Raw genomic sequence first — 19,130 nt, 5'->3', positions numbered from 1 at the left:
TTGCCGGCCGTCTGACGTATGCCTCACCCCAATGAATCGCCGGACGAGGCCCTAGCCAGCCTCGATCAGCGCTTGGGAGCGGCTGAGGCGGCCCAGACCCGCAAGGTGAGTGGCGACACTTACGCGGCCATGGCGCAGGGGTACCGCTTCTTAGGCGAAGTGGTGGGCGGGGTGCTCGGGGGTGTCGGCCTAGGCTGGCTCGTGGATCACTTCGCGGGAACATCCCCCTTCGGCCTGATCGGCGGATTGCTGATCGGCGGAGGGGTTTCGATCTTCGCGGCGGTCACCTCCGCGGCGAAGGCGAGCCGGATTGCAATGGAACGCCAGGCGTCTGCGCCGAGCGTCCCCGATGACGAAGACGAGGACTAAGGCCGAACATGGCGACCCAACCCGCCATCGACCCGATGGAGCAGTTCGCGATCTACAAGATCGTGCCCCTGCCGCCCCTGCACGTCGGCGGGCTGACGATCGACATGTCGATCACCAATTCCGTCGTGAGCATGTTCGCGGCCGCGATCCTGATCATGCTGTTCTTCGCGCTCACCGCCCGGCGCGAGATCGTGCCGAATCGCGGGCAGGCCACCGCCGAGGCGCTCTACAACGTCATCGACCGGGTGCTGGTCGGGCCGATCCTGGGGCCCGACGGGCGGCGATACGTGCCCTATCTCCTGACGCTCTTCATCTTCATCCTGGTGCTCAACCTGATGAGCGTGCTGCTGCTGTTCGGCAATCTGGCCGGCGTCAGCCTGGCCTTCGCGGTGACCTCGCAGATCGCGGTGACCGCGACCCTGGCCGTCCTGACCTTCTTCAGCATCTTCTTCCTGGGCTTCGTGAAGCACGGACCGAAGTTCCTGACCCTGTTCGCGCCCTCCGGCATGCCCAAGGTCATGCTGATCTTCATGGTGCCGATCGAGATGCTGTCCTACTTCATCCGGCCGGTGACCCTGGCCTTGCGTCTGTTCGGCAACATGCTGGGCGGCCACGTGGTGCTGAGCCTGTTCGGCTCCTTCGTGGTGGCGCTCGGCATCCTTGGCCTCTCCGGCGGCCTGTCCTCCATCTATCTCGTCCCGAGCGCGCTTTCCTTCGCGATGATCGTCATCCTGACCGGCCTGGAGCTGGTGGTGGCGGCCTTGCAGGCCTTCGTCTTCGCGGCGCTGGCCACCGTCTATCTCAACGAGGTCGTGAACTTCGGTCACGGCCACTAGCCCCAACCCAACAGACTTCCGACAAGAGGACTATCCCAATGGATCCCACCCACGCCGCTTCCGTCATCGACTTCCACGTTTCCGCCAAGCTCATCGGCGCCGGCATGGCCGCCTCGGGCATGATCGGCGCCGGTATCGGCCTGGGCGTGCTGTTCGGCAATTATCTGCAAGCCGCCATCCGCAACCCGGCGGGCGCGGCCAGCCAACAGACCATGCTGTTCCTCGGCATGGCGCTCACCGAAACCATGGGCCTGTTCTCGTTCGTGGTCTCGCTGATCCTGATCTACGGCGTTAAGTAGCCGGAGCCAGATCGCCGATGGCGACCGAGACCCAAGCCAGCACGGCGCCGGCCGATTCCGGCAGCGGCCTGCCGCAACTCGACCTCCAATGGTGGCCGGGCGAGATCGTCTGGCTGGTCATCGTCTTCGTGGCGATGCTGCTGTTCGTGCGCCTGTTCGCGGCCCCGCGGGTCGGCGGCACCATCGGCGCGCGCGAGGGCAAGATCAGTGGCGACATCGCCGACGCGCGGCGGTTGAAGGACGAAGCCGAGGCCCAGGCCGTGGCCGCGGCGGCGGAGACCGCCCAGGCTCGCGCCCAGGCCCAGCGGGTCGCCGCCGAAGCCCGCGCCAGGGCCCAGGCCGAGGTCACCGCCCGGCTCGCCGAGGAAGAGGCCAAGCTTGCCGAGAAGGGCGCCGAGGCCGAGGCGCGGATCGCCAAGTCGCGCGACGCGGCGATGAGCAATGTGGCCGCCATCGCGTCGGACGCGGCCGGCGCCATCGTCGGGCGGCTGACCGGCAAGGCCGCGACCGCGGTGGAACTCACCGCCGCCAGGAGAGCCTAGGACCATGGACCTGCTGACTTCCGCCCACTTCTGGGTTGGCGCGGCCTTCGTGGTCTTCGTGGTGGTCCTGGTGGTCGCCGGCGCGCACAAGCTTGCCTGGAAGACCCTGGGCGACGCGGGCGACAAGGTCCGCGCCCAGCTCGACGAGGCGACCCGCCTGCGCCAGGAGGCTCAAGGCCTGCTCGACCGCATCCAGGCCGACCGCGAGAACGCCGAGCAGTTGGCCAAGGAGATCCTGGCCAACGCCGAGGAGCAGGCCCGGCGCATGCACGCCGAGGCCCAGGAGAAGCTCGCCGAGCAGATCCAGCGCCGCGGCGAACTGGCCGAGCGCCGCATCGCCACCGCCGAAGCCCAGGCCACCGCCGAGGTGAAGGCCGCGGCCGGCGAACTCGCCGCCCAGATGGCCGAGCAGGTGCTGGCCTCGCGCATCGCCGGCGCCAAGGCCGACCCGCTGATCGACACGGCCATCGGCCAGCTGGCCGGCAAGCTGCAGTAAGGTCGGCCGCTCATCCCGGCGAAAGCCGGAACCCAAGCGGCGTTCGAAGAAAACGCCCCGGAGCCTGAGCTTCCGGGGCGTTGTCATTTCTGAAGCGTCGTATGGATCCCGGCTTGCGCCGGGACGAGCGGCGAAGTCAGGCGGTGGCCAGCGGGCGGCGAAAGCGCTGCTTGAAGCGCCGGCGCGAGCGGACCGCGAAACGGTAGCGGCGCGGCAGAACCACGCGCTCGACCCGCAGGTACTGCTGCCAGAACACCAGCATCACCTCCGGCTCGCGTCGCAGGAGCCGGCGCATCGGGAAGACCACCTTCGGGTGGGCCCGCTGCATCTCGACGAAGCGGCGACGCGCCTTGAAGGAGTTGCGCAGCACCATCATCAGCCCGATGACGATCAGCGGCATCCCCATGAAGTGGATCGGCGGTGGGACCACCTCGGCCACGATCCCGACCAGGATCAACAGGCCGCCCAAGCCCAGCAGCAGCCAACGGGTCATCCGCGCGAGCAAGTCGCGGGCAAACTCGTCGGAGGCGCGGTGCACGCGCAGCGAAGGCATGGCGAAAGTCACGGATCTAACCTGATGACGCGCGCACGACTCAAGGGGAGGTCGAACCGCCGCTGCGTAAACCTGATATGCGAACGCACCTTGGACTCGTAAAGGCGCCGGCTGGGTTAAATTTCGGCCAGATTGTGGATTTGGCCGGCGATGGCGCCGGCGCCACACTCCGATGCACGCCAGACACAAGAAATTCGCCTCTGGCGCGAAGATTCCTTCCGCGAACGGAAGGGGATCATTCCGCGGCGAGCGGCGTCCCGGCTTCCGCGCGCCACACAAGCTTGGGCTTGCGAGCCGCCTGGGTCTCGTCGAGTCGGCGCAGCGGGGCGAGGTAGGGCGCGCCGGCGAAGCGGTCCAGGTCATTGCCGGTCTTGGCCGCGCGGGCCAGCGCCAGCAGGGCGTCGCAGAACCGGTCCAGCTCGCGCTTCGACTCCGTCTCCGTGGGCTCGATCAGCATCGCCCCATGCACGACCAGCGGGAAATACATGGTCATGGGATGGAAGCCCTCGTCGATCATCGCCTTGGCGAAGTCGAGCGTGGTGACGCCTGTGCCGTCCAGCCAGGCGTCGTCGAACAGGGCCTCGTGCATGCAGGGACCGTCCGGGAAGGCCGGCGTCATCTCGGCCGACAGGCGCGCCTTGATGTAGTTGGCGTTGAGCACCGCGTCCTCGGCCACCTGGCGCAGGCCGTCGGAGCCGTGGCTGCGCATATAGGCGTAGGCGCGCACGTACATGCCCATCTGGCCGTGGAAGGCGCACATGCGCCCGAAGGCCTGGGCCGCCTCGCCGATCGCTTCCTCGACCAGGCCGAAGCCGTCGGCGTGGTGGACGATCCACGGCGCAGGCGCGAAGGCCGCGAGCGCCTTGGACAGCACCACCGGGCCCGCGCCCGGACCGCCGCCGCCGTGCGGGGTGGAGAAGGTCTTGTGCAGGTTGATGTGCATGGCGTCGACGCCGAGGTCGCCGGGGGCTACGCGGCCGACGATGGCGTTGAAGTTGGCGCCGTCCGCATAGAAGTAGGCGCCGGCCTCATGGGTCAGGCGGCCGATCTCGATCACGTCGCGCTCGAAGAGGCCGCAGGTGTTGGGGTTGGTGACCATGATCGCGGCGACGTCCGGGCCGAGCTTGGCAGCGAGGTCGGCGAGGTCGACGCGGCCGTCCGGGGTCTGGGCGATCTCGGTCACCGAATAGCCGACGAAGGCGGCGGTGGCGGGATTGGTGCCGTGGGCCGAGGTCGGGACCAGCACGGTGCGGCGGTGGCCTTGGCCCGCGGCCTCATGGGCGGCCTTGATGCAGAGCAGGCCGCAGAGTTCGCCGTTGGCGCCGGCCTTGGGCGTCATGGCCACGGCCGGCATGGCGGTGAGCGTCTTCAACCAGTGGGCCAGGCGGTCGATCAGGTCGAGCGCGCCCTGGGTGGTCGAGACCGGCTGCAGCGGGTGCAGGTCGGCGAAGCCCGGCAGCCGCGCCATCTTCTCGTTGAGGCGCGGGTTGTGCTTCATGGTGCATGAGCCCAGCGGATAGATCGCCAGGTCGATGGCGTGGTTCTTCTGGGAGAGACGCACGTAGTGGCGCATGGTCTCCGGCTCCGACAGGCCGGGCAGGCCGATCGGCGCGGACCGCACCAGGTCGCCGAGGTCGGCGGCGTCATGGTCGGCCGGATCGAGGTCGACGCCGGTCTTGTCCCACCCGCCGAGTTCGAAGATCAGCGGCTCGTCCTGCAGCAGGCCGCGGCCGCCGCTTAGCGTCGTGTGCGCGGTCGTTTCGGACGCGGCCCCGGGCTGGGTGGGGCGGCCCACGTTCGACATGGCCATCAGCCGAGCCTCCGCTTCAGGGCGGCAGACAGGGCCGCGATATCCTCGGACGTGGTCGTCTCGGTCGCCGCCAGCAACAGGACGTCGTCCAGGCCGGCGTGCGGATCGAGGCGCGAATAGGGGACGCCGGCCACGATGCCGTCGGCCAGCAGGTCCTCGACGACCGCCGCCGCGCCCCCGCTGTTTGGCGGCACGCGCACGGCGATCTCGTTGAAGACCCGCGGGGTCAGCACCTCGGCCACGCCCTTCAGCGCGCCCGCCAGTTCGCGCGCGCGGCTGTGGTTGAGGGCGGCGAGCTGGCGCAGGCCCGTCTCGCCCAGCAGCGACAGGTGGATGGTGAAGGCGAGCGCGCAGAGGCCGGAGTTGGTGCAGATGTTCGACGTCGCCTTCTCGCGGCGGATGTGCTGCTCGCGGGTCGACAGGGTCAGCACGTAGCCACGGCGGCCGTCGGCGTCGAGGGTCTCGCCGCAGAGCCGGCCGGGCATCTGGCGCACCAGCTTTTCTCTGGCTGCGAACAGGCCGACGTAGGGGCCACCGAAGTTCAGCGCATTGCCGATCGACTGGCCCTCGGCCACGGCGATGTCGGCGCCCATCTCGCCTGGGGATTTCAGCAGGCCGAAGCTGACCGCCTCGGTGGTGACCACGATCAGCAGGGCGCCGGCGGCGTGGGCGGCCTCGGCGATCTTCGAAACGTCGGTGACCACGCCGAACACGTTGGGCGTCTGGACGACGACGCAGGCGGTTTCCGCGTCGATGGCGTCGATGACCGCGGCCTCGGCGTCGATGGCGGCGGCCAGGCGGTTGATTTCCATGCCCTCGGCGTGGGCGATGGTCTGGGTGGTGGCGGCGTAGTGCGGATGCAGGCCGCCGCTGAGCACCGCCTTTTCGCGCCGCGTGACCCTCTGGGCCATCATGACGGCTTCTGCACAGGCCGTGGAGCCGTCGTACATCGAGGCGTTGGCCACATCCATGCCGGTGAGCGCGGCGACCTGGCTCTGGAACTCGAACAGCACCTGCAGCGTGCCCTGGGCGATCTCCGGCTGGTAGGGCGTGTAGCTGGTCAGGAACTCCGAGCGCTGGATGATGTGGTCAACGCTGGCCGGCACGTGGTGGCGATAGGCCCCAGCGCCGCAGAAGAACGGCCCCGCGCCGGCCGGGCGGTTCCTGGCCGCCAGGCCCGAAAGCTCGCGCTCCACCTCGAGCTCACCGGCCCGCTTGGGCAGGTCGAACAAGGCCGCTCGGCGCGCGGCGGCGGGCACGTCCTTGAACAGGGCGTCGATGCCATCGGCGCCGATCACGCCCAGCATCTGGGTGCGGTCATCGGGGGTGAGGGGCAGGTATCTCATGCGATTTCTACTTTCCGCTCATCCCGGCGAAAGCCGGGACCCATGCGGCGTCTGGGTTGAGGCGAAGGCGGTGGATCGAGATCGGACTCAGCTTGGGTCCCGGCTTTCGCCGGGATGAGCGGCGCTAGAGGGTGGTGAGGTACTGCTCGTAGGCGTGGCGATCCATCAGGGCGTCGACTTCGGCCGGGTTGGCGAGCTTGACCTTGGCGAACCAGCCGGCGGCTTCCGGGGCGGCGTTGACGGTCTCCGGCGCATCGCCAAGCGCGGCGTTGGCCTCGACCACCTGGCCGGAGACCGGGGCGTAGACGTCCGAGGCGGCCTTGACGCTCTCGACCACCGCGAAGCCGTCGCCGGCCTTCACGGTCTTGCCGACGTCCGGCGTCTCGACGAACACCACGTCGCCCAGCTGTTCGGCGGCGTAGGCGGTGATGCCGACGGTGGCGACGTCGCCATCGACCTCGACCCACTCGTGATCCTTGGTGAAGCGCATGGGAGGATGCTCCTGGGGCTTAGGGGCGGAGTTGAAAAACGGATGTCATCCCGGTTTCGCGAAGCGAAGACCGGGACCCATAGACACCGTGGCGAACGGCTGTTCGCAGCGTCGCCGCCAGGCTTTTTCCGGCCTCACGGCGTTGATGGGTCCCGGACAAGCGCTGCGCGCTTTCCGGGATGACACGGAAGGGTGGGCGCATCATCCTCCCGCCTTCCGCACGTAGCGGTGCGGGACGAACGGCAGCTTCACGACCTCGCAGGCCTGGGTCTTGCCGCGCACGATGACGCTCAGGCGACCGCCGGGCTCGGCGTGGGCGGGCGGGACGAAGCCGATGGCGATGCCACCCTTCAGGATGGGCGAATAGCCGCCGGAGGTGACGACGCCGATGACCCGGCCGGACGCGTCAGCGATTTCCGCCCCTTCGCGGGCGGGCGCGCCTTCCAGCACCTTCAGGGCGACGCACTTGCGGGCCGGGCCTTCGGCCAGTTCCTTGACGATGCGGGCCGCGCCCGGGAAGTCGCGCTGTTCGCGGCGGTTCTTGTTGACCGCGAAGGTCAGGCCCGCCTCGACCGGGCTGACGGTCTCGTCCAGGTCGTGGCCGTAGAGCGGCAGGCCGGCCTCCAGGCGCAGGGAATCGCGGGCGCCCAGGCCGATGGGCTTCACGCGGTGGTCGTCGAGCAGGGTGTTCCAGATCCGCGCGGCGGCGTGGCCGGGAATGGAGATCTCGAAGCCGTCCTCGCCGGTGTAGCCGGAGCGGCTGACGATCAGGTCCTCGCCGAAGGCCTTCACCCAGCGGATGTCCATGAACACCATGCCCGCGACCTCGGGCGCGTGGGCGGCCAGCACGGCGGCGGCCTCCGGGCCCTGCAGGGCGACCAGGGCGCGGTCCTCGTAGCGTTCGATCTGCACTTGGGGACCGAGCTCTTCACTTATGACCGCGAAGTCGTTCTCCTTGCAGGCCCCGTTGACCACCAGGAACAGGCCGTCGTCGTCCGGCCGCGACGCCATCAGGTCGTCGATGATGCCGCCGGCCCGGTTCAGCAGCATGGAATACTTCTGCTTGCCGGCCTTCAGGCCGATGAAGTCGCCGGGGACCACTTCCTCGAAGGCGGCCAGGGGCGCGACACCGCGCAACCGGCCCTGGCCCATGTGGGAGACGTCGAAGGCGCCCGCGTGCTCGCGGGTCCACAGGTGCTCCTTCAGCACGCCGTCTGTGTACTGCACCGGCAGCTCGTAGCCCGCAAAAGGAACAAGTTTGCCGCCCAGCGCGATGTGCGCCGCGTGCAGCGGGGTGGTCTTGAGCGGGGCGTCTGCGGGGTCGTGGGACACGGGAGGCTCCGGAGCGACGATGGGGCGAGCGCCGGAATCGCTCCCGCCGCTATCGCGCCCCCGCTGTCCCTGGGCCTGAGAGATTTCGAGCCGCGCGATGGCTACGCGGCCCCCTGCTCCTTCGGCGTTCCTTCTTCGCGTGAAGCTTCGAAGGACACTTTCCAGCGTTTGTCAGCCCGTCGCGGTCCTTTTGCCTGAGCGTTTCCGGGGCGGTTGCGCCTTCGGCTCCGGGGCGGCGAACCACCCCGATCTCTCCCGCGAGAGTCGGGGGAGGGATGCGGGAAGGTGGCGGGGGAGTCAAGGCGGGGGAAACTCACCCGCCTAGGATTAGATGCTCAGCGGAAATTTCTGGATAGGACGCCTTGTGCCAAGCCCAAATCGCCGACAAGGCTCAGGGCCCGGGCTTTGCCCGGCCGCTGCGCGGCGCGCCGGAGGCGCTAAGTACGGCCCTCCGCTTGCGCTACGGGCGTTCGTTGCTGCCATCGCTCCACTGGAGCGATGGCTCGCCTACGGCGACCGCGCCTCACCTTGACACGCCGAGGCCCCAAGGCTCGCATCATCCATGGGATTTAAGGCGAGGTGTGCCCCCTGTGGGGCCACCTCCCTCATCCGCTCATCCCCGCGGACGCGGGGACCCAGGTTTTTTGGGTTCCAGAGTCTCGGGGCAGCTTCGTGATCGCGGATAGATTCTCACGAAAAACGCCTGGGTCCCCGCGTCCGCGGGGATGAGCGGTGGTGGTTGCGGTACGTTCTTCGGTGGTGAGATGGACATGCCTATGGCTGACGATGCCCTGACGGCCGTGCGCCAGGCCTACGCCGAGACGGTGTGCGCCAAGGGTGGCTGCGCCGACCCGCGGGTCGTGGCGGCGTTCGCGGCGACGCGGCGGGAGGCCTATTCGCCGCCGGGGCCTTGGCAGGTCTATCGGCCATCGCAGGCGCCGCCCTATTTCGACTATGAGCGGACCCCGAGCGCGCAGGCGCGGGCGCTTTACGCGGACCTGTCGGTGGAACTGGCGGCGGGCAGTTTCATCAACGCCGGCCTGCCGAGCGTGATCGCCTCGTGGCTGGCGGACACCGCGCCGCCGGCGGGCGGGTCGGTGGTGCAGGTGGGCGCGGGGCTGGGCTACTACACGGCCATCCTGGCGGCGCTGGTCGGGCCGGGCGGCCGCGTGCGGGCCGCCGAGATCGATCCGCGGCTCGGGCGGCAGGCCAAGCGCAACCTGGCGCACCTGCCGCAGGTGGCGCTGGCGGTGGGCGACGGGGCGGCGCTGCCGGTCGAGGCGGCCGACCTGGTGCTGGTCCACGCCGGCATCTCGGACCTGCCGCTCGCCTGGTTGCGGGGGCTGTCTCCGCGCGGGGCGCTGGTGGTGTCGCTGACCTTCACCGACCAGGGGTTCAAGACCATCGGGCTGGGCGTGACGCTGAAGGTCCGGCCGGCTGGGCGGGACCGGTACGCCGCGCGCTTCGTCTCCATGCCCTACATCACCACCAGCGCCAGCCTGAGGTCCGCGCGCGGCGAAGCGGAGCTGCGGCGGGCGATGGAGGGCGCCTTCGACTATTCCGACATCGCCTCGATCCGGCTGGACGCCCATGCCCGGGACGGGTCGTGCTGGCTGCACCGCGACGGCTGGTGCGTGAGCCGCAGGCCGGCGGAGCCGGCGCGTCCTTAGAGACGCCGAGGCCCCAAGGCTCGGGCTGGCACGGGCTGACAGCGACGGCCGAGCCCGAAACCGCACACGATCATCGAGCGCAGGGCGTGCGCGGCGGGGCGACCGCTAGCGAACCTGCGCCGGAAAGTATTCCCACAGCTTGACCTTAGAGACTGGAGAATGTTTTAATATACAATGTATTCCAACCGAGTCCGATTGAAGTTTTTGGAAGTTCATGACGCCCAAGGACTCGAACGAGAATAAAATACAGTCGGAGTGATTGACGGCGGAGGAGGACGGTATCCTAATGGTGAACGCGAATTCTATTGGTATCGCGACATCATATTCATCTTGGAAAGAATCCCGGGGGATTACGCAAATGCGCACGCCGAAAATTACCTTGGCCGCAGCCGTCGCGACGATAGCTATCGGGTGCCTCGGGGCCACGGCGGCGTCCGCCGCGGCGGTGATCGTCGACCAGACCTTCGACCTTGGCGCCGCCATCGTCACCCCGACCTCGGTGACCTCGAACAACAACACCGGGTTCAACCCGACCTTCAGCAATTCCAACCTGGAACTGATCTCGAACGGCGACTCCGTCGATTACACGGTCTCGTTCCTGCCTGGGCAGGGGCTGGCGTTCACCGGCCCGACCTTCGGCCTCTTCCGGATCTCGCTGATCTCGCCGGACTTCGTCTCCGTCCAGGAGAACCCGAACGAGATGCTGAAGCTGTTCGACAACACCGGCGCCCTGATCACCACCCTGGGGGTCAATGGCTTCACCAGCACCCAGCCCACCCTGGTGGGTTCGACCTTCGGGAACATCGGCGTGCCGCTTTCCGGGACGATCGGCTCGATCGAGTACATCAACCCGGACGTCACAGGGTTGAACTCGCCGACCCACTTCAACTCCGCCGCGCTGTCGCTGACCGCGACGTCGTTGGGCGGATTCCAGGTGGTCACGGTGCCGATCCTGACGCCGGAGCCGGAAGCCTGGGCGCTGATGCTGATCGGCTTTTTCTCAGTCGGCGGCCTGATGCGGTGGCGCGTCCGCAAGCCGGCCTGAGGCGGTCCGCGGCGGCCTGACGGTCGCCGCCCCTTCACCGCGGCAGGAAGATGAGGTTGTTGACGTAGTGCTCCGACCACGGGTCGCCGTGGTGTCTGGCGAGGTCCAGGCGGGCGAAGGGGGTCAGCACGCCGTCGACGAGGGCCAGGGCGTCGTAGCCGTGGGCGGTGACCGCGGCGACCATCTGCGGCAGCGGCCGGCCGGTGTGGCGCTCCTCCATCTCCACCAGCAGGTTGGGGCGGTCGCGGGCGAGCGTCGCGGCGGCGCCGGCCAGCACCTGCAGCTCGAAGCCCTCGACGTCGATCTTGATGAAGCCCACGCCTTCGATCCCCAGGTCGTCGAGGCGGGCGGCCTGGACGGTGAGCTTGCGGTGCTCGCCGCTGACCTTGACGGCGCTGAGCGAGGCGCCCTGGTTGGAGAAGCCGCGCCCACCCATGGGCACCAGCAGGTCGGCCGGGCCGCTGACGTCGCCGAGCGCCTCGGCGTGCAGCACGACGCCGGTCCTGGCCTTGGCCCAGGCGCGGAGCATGCGGAACAGCTTTGGATTCGGCTCGAAGGCGTGCACCTGGCGGCTGTGGGGCAGGAGCGCATAGGCGTAGACGCCCTGGTTCGCCCCGACGTCGATGGAGACGCGGGCCCGGTCGGCCAGGAACGCGACCAGGCGCAGTTCCGCCTCGCCCTTGCGAAGCCGCTTGCGGTGCAGATAGGCGATGCGGGCGGCCGGCGGGACCAGGGCCTTCAGCCGCTCCTCGAACTTGAGCGGCGGCTCCCAGGGCTCGCCAAGCCGCGCGCGCGGTTGATCGCCGTTCATGCCGTCCCCAGCGGAGGTTCGCGGTTCGCTATCGCTAGCCGGACTCGGCGAGCCTCAGCAATGGGCGAGCCCCCGGCGGGCCAGGCTAGGCCTGGGGCTTGGGGACCGACGGGGTGACCAGGCAGATGTCGCGCAACTGGCGCAGCAGGCTGGGGCCAGTGATGTGGTTGGTGCTGTGGCCTTCCTTGCGCAGGCGTTCGCGAATGTCCGCGACACCGGCGCATTCGCCGGACTGCGCCAACTCGAAGGCTCGTTCGATCGGGGTGGGTTTGAAGTCCAAGCGCTTGTCCTTCCGCGTGACGTCCACAGACCATAACGCGCCGGCGAAGCTTACGTTCGATCCGGCCATCATTCGACCTGCCCCTCATTGGCGATCCCCCCTCGTTGGCGATCCCGCCTTCACGGTCGCGCGACCCGGCGCGCCTTCACCACCGCCGCATCCAGGGCCTGGAGGAAGCGGGAGCGGTCGGCTGGCGTGAAGGCCGAGGGGCCCCGGGTGACCTCGCCCATGGAGCGCAGGTGCTCGCCGACCGCGCGGCCAGCCAGGGCCCCGCCGATGTTGTCGGGGGTGAACGGCCGCCCGGCCGGATGCAGCGCCTGGGCGCCGGCGGCCAGCGCGCGGCCGGCCAGCGGGATGTCGGCGGTGACCACGACGTCGCCGGGGCCGGCGCGCTCGGCGATCCAGTCGTCGGCGACGTCGGGGCCTTCGTCCACCACGACCAGGGTGACCCGCGGACCGCCCGGCGTGCGCATCCAGCTGTTGCAGACCACGAACACCACGAGGCCGTAGCGGGCGGCCACGCGATAGGCCTCCTCGCGGACCGGGCAGGCGTCGGCGTCGATGTAGAGGGTGGTCATCGGGCCAGCTTACACGCGCCGGCGATGGCGTCAGGCGGCTTCGGCGATGGCCTCGGGGAAGCGGTAGACCACGCGCTTGGCGCCGCGCACGATCCGATAGGCCGGCGGCGTGCGCTCGTCGCAGGCATAGAGGATGGCGGCTTCCAGCTTGGCGTCCTCCAGGCTGTCGGCGATCAGGGCGAGCGGGGTGGGACGGGCGGCGCCGGCGCGTGGGCGCAGCGGCTTCCGCGGCCACTCGTAGTGCAGGGTGAAGCGGGCCGGCGGGTCGATGGACCAACTCATGCCGCGGCCTGTGCGGACGGCGGGGCGGCCGGCGAGCCGCGGGTGTAGGCGCGGCGGCGCCAGTCCTGCGCGCGCTCCATGGCCACCTGGGCGGCGGCGATTGACACCGGCTTCGGCAGGACGCCGTTGAACCGGTTGGGCAGGTCGGTGAGGTCGGTGGACCACGCCAGCACGAATTGTTCGGCCGGCAGGCGTTCTGCGACGTCGTCGCCCGACAGGCCCGGCATGTGCCGATCCAGGCAGATCAGGTCGAAGTGGTCCACCGTCGATGAGGAAAGCGCCTGCGCGCCGTCCTCGGCCATGCAAACGCAGCAGCCGAGATAGGTGAGAATTTCCGACAGCACCAGCCGGTTCACCGGGTGGTCGTCGACCACCAGGACGCGCAGGTCGTTCGACACCTTGCCCTCCCAAGGGCCTCCAGAGCCCGTTGTCAGGGTTAAGTGTTTCGCCCCGGCCCGACAATTTCGGGGCGATCCCTACGGGTCGATACGGATGGCGCGCGCGGGGCGCGGTTCGGTCGCGGCGCGGGGGGCTTCCCTCGACGCGCGGGCCGCATAATACTGCGCAGGCTGGTGAAGTGACGGGCGCCGGCGAGACATGTGACGCGCCCAGGACGCCCGCCGATGCTGCAGATCAACCTCTCCGCCCTGAACACGCGCGAGCTTCGCCAGTTGCTCGATGCGAGCCGCCGGCGCGGGGACGCGACGCTTTCGTACAAGGTGCTGCAGGAGATGCAGGTGCGCCGCGAGGGCACGGCCAAGGGCCGCGACGGCGAGCCGCGCGAGTTCGTGGTGGCCCTGGACGAGGCGGACGAGGCCGAGGCGGACGACCTGCCGCCGGCGCCGCTGTGGTCGCCAGCCAGGGAGGGGCCGGCCCACGCCGCCGCGCCGCCGGAGCCCGAGGTTGAACCCGAGCCCGATCCCGAGCCGGCCCTGACGCTGGCCTCCGCGGCGCCGCCGAAGCGGCGCGGCGCGCGGCGCAAGGGCGCGGCGCAGGACCTGGGCCCCGGCCCGCTGAACCTGGACGGGTTCGACGCCGCGCCGGCGCAGATGGCGGGCGCGGACTTAGAGGAGACGGACCTGGGAGACGTGGACCTGCGGCTGGGGGCCGGCGCGCCGCAACCGCCGCCGCGCATGGCGCGAAACCGGGCGCAGGGTGGCCCGCCGCGGCCGAGGAAGCCGCCGCCGCGCGCGCCGCTGGGCTTCGCGCTCGGCCTGGCGCTGGGAGCGGCGCTGGGCTGGGGCGTGGCGGTCTATCGCGAAGGGCCGCCGGCGCTGCCCGTGCAGACCGCGGCGCTCAACCCGCCGCCGGCCCCCGCCGCCCAGCCGAACCCGGCTGAGGCCGCCCCGGCCGCGCCAACGGTTGGCGTCGATGGCGCGCTCACCCCGAACGCGGCGCCCACGGCGGCCTCGAACGCCGCTCCCAACGCCGCTCCAACCGCCGCCGACCCGGCCCATGCCGACAACCCGGCGGCCGCTGCGCCCCCACCCACGCCGCTAGCCGTGGCCGCCGCGCCCGCGCCGGCCGCGCCGGCCGCGGCGGGACGGCTCGCCGAGGCGACGGGCGGCGGCGAGGCGGATGCGGCCGACGAGCGGCCGATCCGGGCCAGCGCGGCCGGCGGCTGCACGGCGGCGCCGACGCCGGCGGACCGCACGATCTGCGGCGACGCGGACCTGCAGAAGCTGCAACGCGAACTGCGGCGCGCCTATGCCGAGGCCCTGGCGGCGCACGAGGACCGCGCCCTGCTGCGCCAGCGCCAGCTCGCCTGGCGCGACGCCCGCAACACGGTCAGCGACCCGGACAAGCTCTCCAGGCTCTACCAGGAGCGCATCCGCAAGCTGGACGCCGCCACGGCCGATGCGCGGCGGCTGAAGGGCGAGGAGCCGGCGACCTAGCGGCCCGCCGCGAGGCCGGCGAGGGCCTCGCGCACCCGGGCGATGACGCTGTCCCAGTCGCCGGGTGTGGGCTGGCGGAACAGGCGGGCGGTCTCGTACCAGGGGCTGTCGTCGCGGCCGTCCAGCCAGCGCCAGCAGGCGTCGAAGCGGTTCAGCACCCAGACCGGCCGGCCCAGCGCCCCGGCCAGGTGGGCCACGGCGGTGTCGCAGGTGATGACCAGGTCGAGGGCCGCGACCAGGGCGGCGGTGTCGGCGAAGTCGGCGAGTTCGCCGGTGGGGTCGACGATGGCCGGCCCGGCCCATCCCGCGCCCTGAAGGTCGGCCAGCCGGGCGGCCGGCGGGCCCTTCTGCAGGCTGTAGAGGGTGAGCCCGGGGATGTCGGCCAGGGGCGCGAAGGCTTCCAGCGGCAGGGAGCGGCGCCGGTCGATGCGATCGGCGACGAACTGTCCCGGCCGCACGCCGCCGGCCCAGCAGAGCCCGACACGCAGGCCGGGCGCGTCCGCCAGGCGCGCGGCCCAGGCCGCTGCGGCGTCCCGGTCGGCGCTGAGATAGGGCTGGCCGCCGGGCGCGCCCGCGCCCAGCGCCAGAGGCAGGCTCATCAGCGGGACCTGCAGGTCGTGCGGCGGCAGGGGCGCGCCGCGGACCGGCGCCTGGACCACGCCCTCCAGCCGCGCCAGCAGGCGCTCCAGGCCCGGCTGCACCGCCAGGGTCACCGCGGCGCCGCGGGCGGCCAGGTCGCGGACGTAGCGGCAGAACTGCAGGGTGTCGCCCAGGCCCTGTTCGGCGCGGACCAGGACGCGGCGGCCGACCACCTCGCCCTCGCCCAGCCAGACCGGCGCGGGGGACGGTGAGCGGTCCCAGCCCAACTGCTCGGTCGCCCAGCGCCATTCGTACTGCGCCCAGCCGGCGGCGAAATCGCCCAGCATCAGGCGGCACATGGCCTGGTGATGCTGCGCCTCGGCGAAGGTGGGCCTGAGCGCGATCGCGCGGTCGTAGCCCGCCATGGCCTCGTCCAGGCGGCGCAGCTCATGCAGGACGACGGCGCGGTTGTCGTGGACCTCGGGACGCTGGGGCTCGAGCGCGAGCGCGCGGTCGTAGCTCGCCAGCGCCTCGTCCAGGCGACGCAGGTCGTAGAGGGCGCCGCCGCGGGCGACGTGGGCCTCGGCATGGTCCGGCCGCAGCGCCAGCGCCCGTTCGGCGTCGGCCAGGGCCTCGCCCGCCCGGTCCAGGCTGCGCAGCGGGGCGGCGCGGTTGGCCAGGGCCTCGGCGAAGTCGGGCCGCGCGGCCAGGGCGCGATCGAAGCTCTCGAGGGCTTCGGCATGGCGGCCCATCCCACTCAGCACATTGCCGCGGCCGGCCCAGGCCTCGGCGTAGCCCGGCCGCAGCGTGAGCGCGCGATCGAAGCTCTCCAGCGCCTCGCCAGGCCGGCCGAGTTCGCCCAGCACGATGGCGCGGCTGCGCCAGGCTTCGACGAAGGCGGGATCCAGGGCGGTCGCGCGGTCGCAGGCCGCCAGCGCCGCGTCCAGGGCGCCGAGTTCGCGCAGCGTGGTGGCGGTGTTGAAGTGGGCCTGGGGCGTGGGCCCGAGCTCGGCGGCGCGGGCGTAGCTGGCCGCGGCCTCGTCCAGGCGGCCGAGTGCGCGCAGCGCCTGGCCCCGGTTGCCGTGCGCCTCGGCGAAGCTGGGGTTGAGCGCCAGCGCCCGGTCGGCGGCGTGGGCGGCCTCCTCGAAGCGGCGCAGGCCGTTCAGCGCATTGGCCAGGTTGCCGAACACGCCGGGCGCGTCGGCGCGCACGGCGATGGCGCGGCGCAGGAGCTCGACCGCCTCGTCCAGCCGCCCGGTCTGGATGCGCTGGACGCCCAGGAACTGCAGGGCGTCGAAGTGGCCGGGGTCGGCCGCCAGCACCTGCTCATAGGCCTGTGCGGCCTCGGCCAGGCGCCCGGCTTGGTGGTGGGTGAGGCCCTGCTGGCAGAGCGCGTGCAGCGCGGCGGGGTCGCTCATCGGCGCAGATGAGCGCGACCGCCGCGGACTGTCCAGGGCGGCCGTCACCGCGGCGACCCTTCGACAGTTGTCGAAACGAAGGACGGATGCGGTGGGTCAGGCGTCGGGTCGCGAGGGCCGCCGGGCCGCCTGAAACCCGATCGGCCGGGATTCGGTGAACATGTTTCACAAGATACCGGTGTTTCGAAATAAAGGCGCCATCTGAACAGGCGATGGATTGCGTCGATAGAGCGCAGATCCTCCCCGATCCCGCCCCGAGGCCGCTATGAGCCTGACGTTCCGCTGCCCGAAGGAGCTCGAGGGGCTCCTGCCGCCGCCCGTGCCCGCCGCGCAGGGGCTGCCGGGCTGGGTCAAGACCATGCCGGCCCACGCCTGGTCGGCCGTGACGGGCGGCGACGACGACACGGTCAAGCGCTGCCCGCCGTTCATCGACGCCATGACCAGCGGCTTCCTGATCCCGCTGTTCTGCGACGTGACGGTGGAGGACGGAGCCTTCTCCTGGGACTTCGACCTGCCGGCGGGTCGCTCGGTGAATTTCGTGCGCGCCCCGATCGGGCTGCACGACTCCAGCCAGGTGACCGGCACGCCGCTGTTCGAGCCGGACCGGGTGCTGATCAAGTTCCACAACCTCTGGACCATCGAGGCGCCGCCGGGCTGGTCGCTGCTGTTCACCCATCCGGCCAACCGCTTCGACCTGCCGTTCACCACCCTGACCGGGATGGTGGACTGCGACCGCTTCCACGACGCCTGGATCAACTTCCCGGCCCATTGGCATGACACGGGCTTCGCGGGCGTGCTGCCCAAGGGCACGCCGATCGCCCAGTGCTATCCGATCAAGCGCGAGGCCTGGGACGTGCGCACCGCCCCGTTCAGCGACGCCCAGGCGCAGCGCGCGCACGAGGTGGTGAGCGAGATCGGCCGCGAGAAGGGCGTCTACCGCAAGCGCTACCGGGCCTAGGGCGGGCGCTCAGGCCGCGGCGCAGAGGTAGGCGGCGGCGGCGCTGGGGCGCAGGAACATCCGCCCGCGCGGGGTGGCGGCCAGCGCCGCCGTCGCCATGGCGGCGAGTTGCGGGCCGGCCCCGGCGGCGGCGCGCAGCAGGGCCTCGCCCTCGTCGCGGCGGCCGAGCTCAAGCAGGGATTTGGCGAGGCCGATCTGCAGCACCGCGTCGTCGGGCCGCGCCTGCAACGCCTGGCGATAGAGCCGGGCGGCCTCGGCGTGGTCGCCGTCCAGCGCCAGGACGCTGGCGAGGCCCGCGGCGGCGTCGCGCCGGGCGGGCTGGGCGGCCTGCGCCGCCTGGAATTGCCGCCGCGCCTGGGCGCGGTCGTTGCGGGCCAGGCAGAGGTGGCCCAGGCCCACGCGCAGCACGACCGCATCCGGGGCCGCGGCCAGCCCGGCCTCGAAGACTTCGGCGGCCTCGTCGAACCGGCCCGCCTCGCCCAGCCGCGCGCCGAGTTCGAGGAAGGCCGGCGGATAGGCCGGGCGGCGAGCGGTCGCCGCGCGCAGCGGCGCCCAGGCGTCCTTCGGCCGTCCGGCATCGATCAGGGCCAGAGCGAGCAGGGTCTCGACGGCCGGGTCTTCGGTGTGGCGGGCGGCCTGTTGCAGGGGATTGAGCGCCGCCTCGGCGCGACCCAGCCGCAGCAGCGCCTGGCCCAGGATCCGCGCGGCCCGCGCGTCGGCCCCGTCGGCGGCCAGGATCGAGCCGGATATCCGCGCGGCATCCTCGAGACCGCCGGTCCGCAACGCCACATCCGCCCGCTCCAGGGCGTCCTGGACGAGGTCAGGCCGAGCGGGGCGCGGCTGCGCCGAAGGGGCAAACGAACGCTGCGACATCACGCGAACTAGGGGGAGGGTCGCGGACCCTCGCGCCGGTCTTTTGCCGCCGGATTTCAAACTGGGGTTGTGCCCATAAAGAAAGCGCCCCCGCGGCGGGGGCGCTCCCTCTAGCGATCGGGATCGGGTCTAGAACGGGATCCAGACGCCGCCGCGGTAGTAGCCGCGGCCCTGATGGTAGTCGCGGAAGTGGCGGCGATCGTCCCAGCGCTGGTGGAAGTACCAGTCGTCCGGGTGGATCGTGACGCCGAAGTTGGGTTGATAGTGGTAGTGGCGATCCGCGTGCCAGCAGTCGCCGTCGCGGTTACAGACCACCTCAGCCGACGCCGGGGCGGCGCTCAGCGCCACGACCGAGGCGGCGCCGGCGGCGGCCAGTCCGATCAGCAGAGTCTTCATGGGGGTCTCCAATCTTCTCGGGTGTGTCCCTGGGGTCGGAAACGGGCTTCGGCGGACCCCGGTTCCGGGAAAGCGGCGGCGCGGCGGCGGCAGCCCACGGCGGCGCATGACTAAGGCGCCGTTCCTGTGGCGTGTTCAGTCCCGAGGTCAAGTGGACGGGATCGATCCTGAAGCGATCCGGCTTATCCGCCCAGGCCTTGCAGATGGCTTCGTAGGGTGTGAGGCCCTGTAGGGTCTTCAGCCGCTTGGCGAAGTTGTAGGCGTCGAGGAAG

At 71.0% G+C, this 19,130-nt stretch carries 22 protein-coding genes, 1 pseudogene and 1 riboswitch; of the genes and pseudogenes, 9 read left to right on the top strand and 14 right to left on the bottom strand.

From position 1 onward, the window contains the following. Nucleotides 1-105 precede the first annotated feature (105 nt). From VGL85_RS05700 to VGL85_RS05680, 5 genes are read left to right on the top strand one after another with little or no spacing between them, the layout of a single operon-like run. Nucleotides 106-369: an AtpZ/AtpI family protein gene (locus tag VGL85_RS05700; RefSeq protein ID WP_331586906.1), complete on the top strand. Its 264-nt coding sequence runs from the start codon at nucleotides 106-108 to the stop codon at nucleotides 367-369. An 8-nt stretch (nucleotides 370-377) separates the two neighbouring features. Next, complete coding sequence (locus VGL85_RS05695) at nucleotides 378-1,205, top strand: F0F1 ATP synthase subunit A (protein ID WP_331586904.1); 828 nt, start codon at nucleotides 378-380, stop codon at nucleotides 1,203-1,205. 38 nt (nucleotides 1,206-1,243) lie between these two features. Further along, a complete protein-coding gene (locus tag VGL85_RS05690; protein ID WP_331586902.1) occupies nucleotides 1,244-1,504 on the top strand; it encodes a F0F1 ATP synthase subunit C in 261 nt (86 codons plus the stop codon). Nucleotides 1,505-1,521: 17 nt separating this feature from the next. Continuing rightward, a complete protein-coding gene (locus tag VGL85_RS05685; protein ID WP_331586900.1) occupies nucleotides 1,522-2,046 on the top strand; it encodes a hypothetical protein in 525 nt (174 codons plus the stop codon). A gap of 4 nt (nucleotides 2,047-2,050) precedes the next feature. After that, nucleotides 2,051-2,542 (top strand): ATP F0F1 synthase subunit B, encoded by a 492-nt coding sequence (locus VGL85_RS05680; protein ID WP_331586898.1) that lies wholly within the window; start codon nucleotides 2,051-2,053, stop codon nucleotides 2,540-2,542. 136 nt (nucleotides 2,543-2,678) lie between these two features. On the opposite strand, the gene VGL85_RS05675 is transcribed toward VGL85_RS05680, so the two are convergent. The 5 genes from VGL85_RS05675 to gcvT all read right to left on the bottom strand — a co-directional run bounded on the left by VGL85_RS05675 (nucleotide 2,679) and on the right by gcvT (nucleotide 8,073). Beyond that, on the bottom strand, nucleotides 2,679-3,095 hold the full coding sequence (locus tag VGL85_RS05675) for a hypothetical protein (protein WP_331586896.1): 417 nt from the start codon (nucleotides 3,093-3,095) through the stop codon (nucleotides 2,679-2,681). Nucleotides 3,096-3,330: 235 nt separating this feature from the next. Continuing rightward, nucleotides 3,331-4,905 carry an aminomethyl-transferring glycine dehydrogenase subunit GcvPB gene (gene gcvPB / locus VGL85_RS05670; RefSeq protein WP_331586894.1) on the bottom strand — a complete coding sequence of 525 codons (1,575 nt, stop codon included), beginning with the start codon at nucleotides 4,903-4,905 and terminating at the stop codon, nucleotides 3,331-3,333. Then, the gene (gcvPA, locus tag VGL85_RS05665) at nucleotides 4,905-6,251 is read right to left on the bottom strand and encodes an aminomethyl-transferring glycine dehydrogenase subunit GcvPA (protein WP_331586892.1); all 1,347 of its coding nucleotides are present in this window, start codon (nucleotides 6,249-6,251) and stop codon (nucleotides 4,905-4,907) included. Before gcvPA ends, gcvPB begins: the two co-directional genes overlap by 1 nt. 124 nt (nucleotides 6,252-6,375) lie before the next feature. Next, nucleotides 6,376-6,741, bottom strand: coding sequence for a glycine cleavage system protein GcvH (gene gcvH, locus VGL85_RS05660; RefSeq protein WP_331586890.1), 366 nt, complete (start codon nucleotides 6,739-6,741; stop codon nucleotides 6,376-6,378). A 201-nt stretch (nucleotides 6,742-6,942) separates the two neighbouring features. Next, nucleotides 6,943-8,073: a glycine cleavage system aminomethyltransferase GcvT gene (gene gcvT / locus VGL85_RS05655; protein WP_331586888.1), complete on the bottom strand. Its 1,131-nt coding sequence runs from the start codon at nucleotides 8,071-8,073 to the stop codon at nucleotides 6,943-6,945. Between the two features lie 172 nt (nucleotides 8,074-8,245). Continuing rightward, a riboswitch (glycine riboswitch) is annotated at nucleotides 8,246-8,341 on the bottom strand. A gap of 508 nt (nucleotides 8,342-8,849) precedes the next feature. On the opposite strand from gcvT, the gene VGL85_RS05650 reads away from it, so the two are divergent. Further along, a complete protein-coding gene (locus VGL85_RS05650; RefSeq protein WP_331586886.1) occupies nucleotides 8,850-9,743 on the top strand; it encodes a hypothetical protein in 894 nt (297 codons plus the stop codon). A gap of 379 nt (nucleotides 9,744-10,122) precedes the next feature. Then, a complete protein-coding gene (locus VGL85_RS05645) occupies nucleotides 10,123-10,788 on the top strand; it encodes a hypothetical protein (RefSeq protein ID WP_331586884.1) in 666 nt (221 codons plus the stop codon). 34 nt (nucleotides 10,789-10,822) lie between these two features. Here the strand turns inward: VGL85_RS05645 and VGL85_RS05640 are convergent, their stop codons facing one another. The 5 genes from VGL85_RS05640 to VGL85_RS05620 all read right to left on the bottom strand — a co-directional run bounded on the left by VGL85_RS05640 (nucleotide 10,823) and on the right by VGL85_RS05620 (nucleotide 13,137). Next, nucleotides 10,823-11,599 (bottom strand): FkbM family methyltransferase, encoded by a 777-nt coding sequence (locus VGL85_RS05640; protein WP_331586882.1) that lies wholly within the window; start codon nucleotides 11,597-11,599, stop codon nucleotides 10,823-10,825. An 85-nt stretch (nucleotides 11,600-11,684) separates the two neighbouring features. After that, a complete protein-coding gene (locus VGL85_RS05635) occupies nucleotides 11,685-11,879 on the bottom strand; it encodes a hypothetical protein (protein WP_331586880.1) in 195 nt (64 codons plus the stop codon). Nucleotides 11,880-11,998: 119 nt separating this feature from the next. Beyond that, entirely contained in the window at nucleotides 11,999-12,457 is a 459-nt protein-coding gene (locus tag VGL85_RS05630) for a YaiI/YqxD family protein (RefSeq protein WP_331586878.1), read from the bottom strand. 30 nt (nucleotides 12,458-12,487) lie between these two features. Beyond that, nucleotides 12,488-12,739: a hypothetical protein gene (locus VGL85_RS05625; RefSeq protein ID WP_331586876.1), complete on the bottom strand. Its 252-nt coding sequence runs from the start codon at nucleotides 12,737-12,739 to the stop codon at nucleotides 12,488-12,490. After that, the gene (locus VGL85_RS05620; RefSeq protein WP_331586874.1) at nucleotides 12,736-13,137 is read right to left on the bottom strand and encodes a response regulator; all 402 of its coding nucleotides are present in this window, start codon (nucleotides 13,135-13,137) and stop codon (nucleotides 12,736-12,738) included. Before VGL85_RS05620 ends, VGL85_RS05625 begins: the two co-directional genes overlap by 4 nt. Before the next feature lie 225 nt (nucleotides 13,138-13,362). Here VGL85_RS05620 and VGL85_RS05615 point away from each other — a divergent pair, with 225 nt between their 5' ends. Continuing rightward, a complete protein-coding gene (locus tag VGL85_RS05615; RefSeq protein WP_331586872.1) occupies nucleotides 13,363-14,634 on the top strand; it encodes a hypothetical protein in 1,272 nt (423 codons plus the stop codon). Here the strand turns inward: VGL85_RS05615 and VGL85_RS05610 are convergent. Next, nucleotides 14,631-16,631, bottom strand: coding sequence for a tetratricopeptide repeat protein (locus VGL85_RS05610; RefSeq protein WP_331586870.1), 2,001 nt, complete (start codon nucleotides 16,629-16,631; stop codon nucleotides 14,631-14,633). The two genes, VGL85_RS05615 and VGL85_RS05610, sit on opposite strands and share 4 nt — an antisense overlap. A 265-nt stretch (nucleotides 16,632-16,896) precedes the next feature. Between VGL85_RS05610 and VGL85_RS05605 the strand changes: the two genes are divergently transcribed. Continuing rightward, nucleotides 16,897-17,589 carry a hypothetical protein gene (locus VGL85_RS05605; protein WP_331586868.1) on the top strand — a complete coding sequence of 231 codons (693 nt, stop codon included), beginning with the start codon at nucleotides 16,897-16,899 and terminating at the stop codon, nucleotides 17,587-17,589. Nucleotides 17,590-17,598: 9 nt separating this feature from the next. Here the strand turns inward: VGL85_RS05605 and VGL85_RS05600 are convergent, their stop codons facing one another. The 3 genes and pseudogenes from VGL85_RS05600 to VGL85_RS05590 all read right to left on the bottom strand — a co-directional run. Then, the gene (locus tag VGL85_RS05600) at nucleotides 17,599-18,462 is read right to left on the bottom strand and encodes a tetratricopeptide repeat protein (RefSeq protein ID WP_331586866.1); all 864 of its coding nucleotides are present in this window, start codon (nucleotides 18,460-18,462) and stop codon (nucleotides 17,599-17,601) included. A gap of 129 nt (nucleotides 18,463-18,591) precedes the next feature. After that, nucleotides 18,592-18,858 carry a hypothetical protein gene (locus VGL85_RS05595; protein WP_331586864.1) on the bottom strand — a complete coding sequence of 89 codons (267 nt, stop codon included), beginning with the start codon at nucleotides 18,856-18,858 and terminating at the stop codon, nucleotides 18,592-18,594. A 130-nt stretch (nucleotides 18,859-18,988) separates the two neighbouring features. After that, nucleotides 18,989-19,130 (bottom strand): annotated as a pseudogene (locus VGL85_RS05590) (IS481 family transposase); the annotation flags it as partial.

Source organism: Phenylobacterium sp. (assembly GCF_036501465.1).
In the GTDB taxonomy this organism is placed as follows: domain Bacteria; phylum Pseudomonadota; class Alphaproteobacteria; order Caulobacterales; family Caulobacteraceae; genus Phenylobacterium.
Note: the sequence above shows the minus strand (reverse complement) of the source record. Positions and strands in the feature narration are given on the sequence as shown.

Excerpts from the sequence above, each read along its gene's own strand:
- VGL85_RS05695 (WP_331586904.1), top strand. The coding sequence starts at position 378 with ATGGCGACCCAACCCGCCATCGACCCGATGGAGCAGTTCGCGATCTAC.
- VGL85_RS05650 (WP_331586886.1), top strand. The coding sequence starts at position 8,850 with ATGGCTGACGATGCCCTGACGGCCGTGCGCCAGGCCTACGCCGAGACG.
- VGL85_RS05605 (WP_331586868.1), top strand. The coding sequence starts at position 16,897 with ATGAGCCTGACGTTCCGCTGCCCGAAGGAGCTCGAGGGGCTCCTGCCG.
- VGL85_RS05675 (WP_331586896.1), bottom strand. The coding sequence starts at position 3,095 with ATGCCTTCGCTGCGCGTGCACCGCGCCTCCGACGAGTTTGCCCGCGAC.
- VGL85_RS05615 (WP_331586872.1), top strand. The coding sequence starts at position 13,363 with ATGCTGCAGATCAACCTCTCCGCCCTGAACACGCGCGAGCTTCGCCAG.
- gcvPB (WP_331586894.1), bottom strand. The coding sequence starts at position 4,905 with ATGGCCATGTCGAACGTGGGCCGCCCCACCCAGCCCGGGGCCGCGTCC.
- VGL85_RS05600 (WP_331586866.1), bottom strand. The coding sequence starts at position 18,462 with ATGTCGCAGCGTTCGTTTGCCCCTTCGGCGCAGCCGCGCCCCGCTCGG.
- VGL85_RS05625 (WP_331586876.1), bottom strand. The coding sequence starts at position 12,739 with ATGAGTTGGTCCATCGACCCGCCGGCCCGCTTCACCCTGCACTACGAG.
- VGL85_RS05640 (WP_331586882.1), bottom strand. The coding sequence starts at position 11,599 with ATGAACGGCGATCAACCGCGCGCGCGGCTTGGCGAGCCCTGGGAGCCG.
- VGL85_RS05680 (WP_331586898.1), top strand. The coding sequence starts at position 2,051 with ATGGACCTGCTGACTTCCGCCCACTTCTGGGTTGGCGCGGCCTTCGTG.
- VGL85_RS05610 (WP_331586870.1), bottom strand. The coding sequence starts at position 16,631 with ATGAGCGACCCCGCCGCGCTGCACGCGCTCTGCCAGCAGGGCCTCACC.
- VGL85_RS05690 (WP_331586902.1), top strand. The coding sequence starts at position 1,244 with ATGGATCCCACCCACGCCGCTTCCGTCATCGACTTCCACGTTTCCGCC.
- VGL85_RS05685 (WP_331586900.1), top strand. The coding sequence starts at position 1,522 with ATGGCGACCGAGACCCAAGCCAGCACGGCGCCGGCCGATTCCGGCAGC.
- gcvPA (WP_331586892.1), bottom strand. The coding sequence starts at position 6,251 with ATGAGATACCTGCCCCTCACCCCCGATGACCGCACCCAGATGCTGGGC.
- gcvH (WP_331586890.1), bottom strand. The coding sequence starts at position 6,741 with ATGCGCTTCACCAAGGATCACGAGTGGGTCGAGGTCGATGGCGACGTC.
- VGL85_RS05595 (WP_331586864.1), bottom strand. The coding sequence starts at position 18,858 with ATGAAGACTCTGCTGATCGGACTGGCCGCCGCCGGCGCCGCCTCGGTC.
- VGL85_RS05630 (WP_331586878.1), bottom strand. The coding sequence starts at position 12,457 with ATGACCACCCTCTACATCGACGCCGACGCCTGCCCGGTCCGCGAGGAG.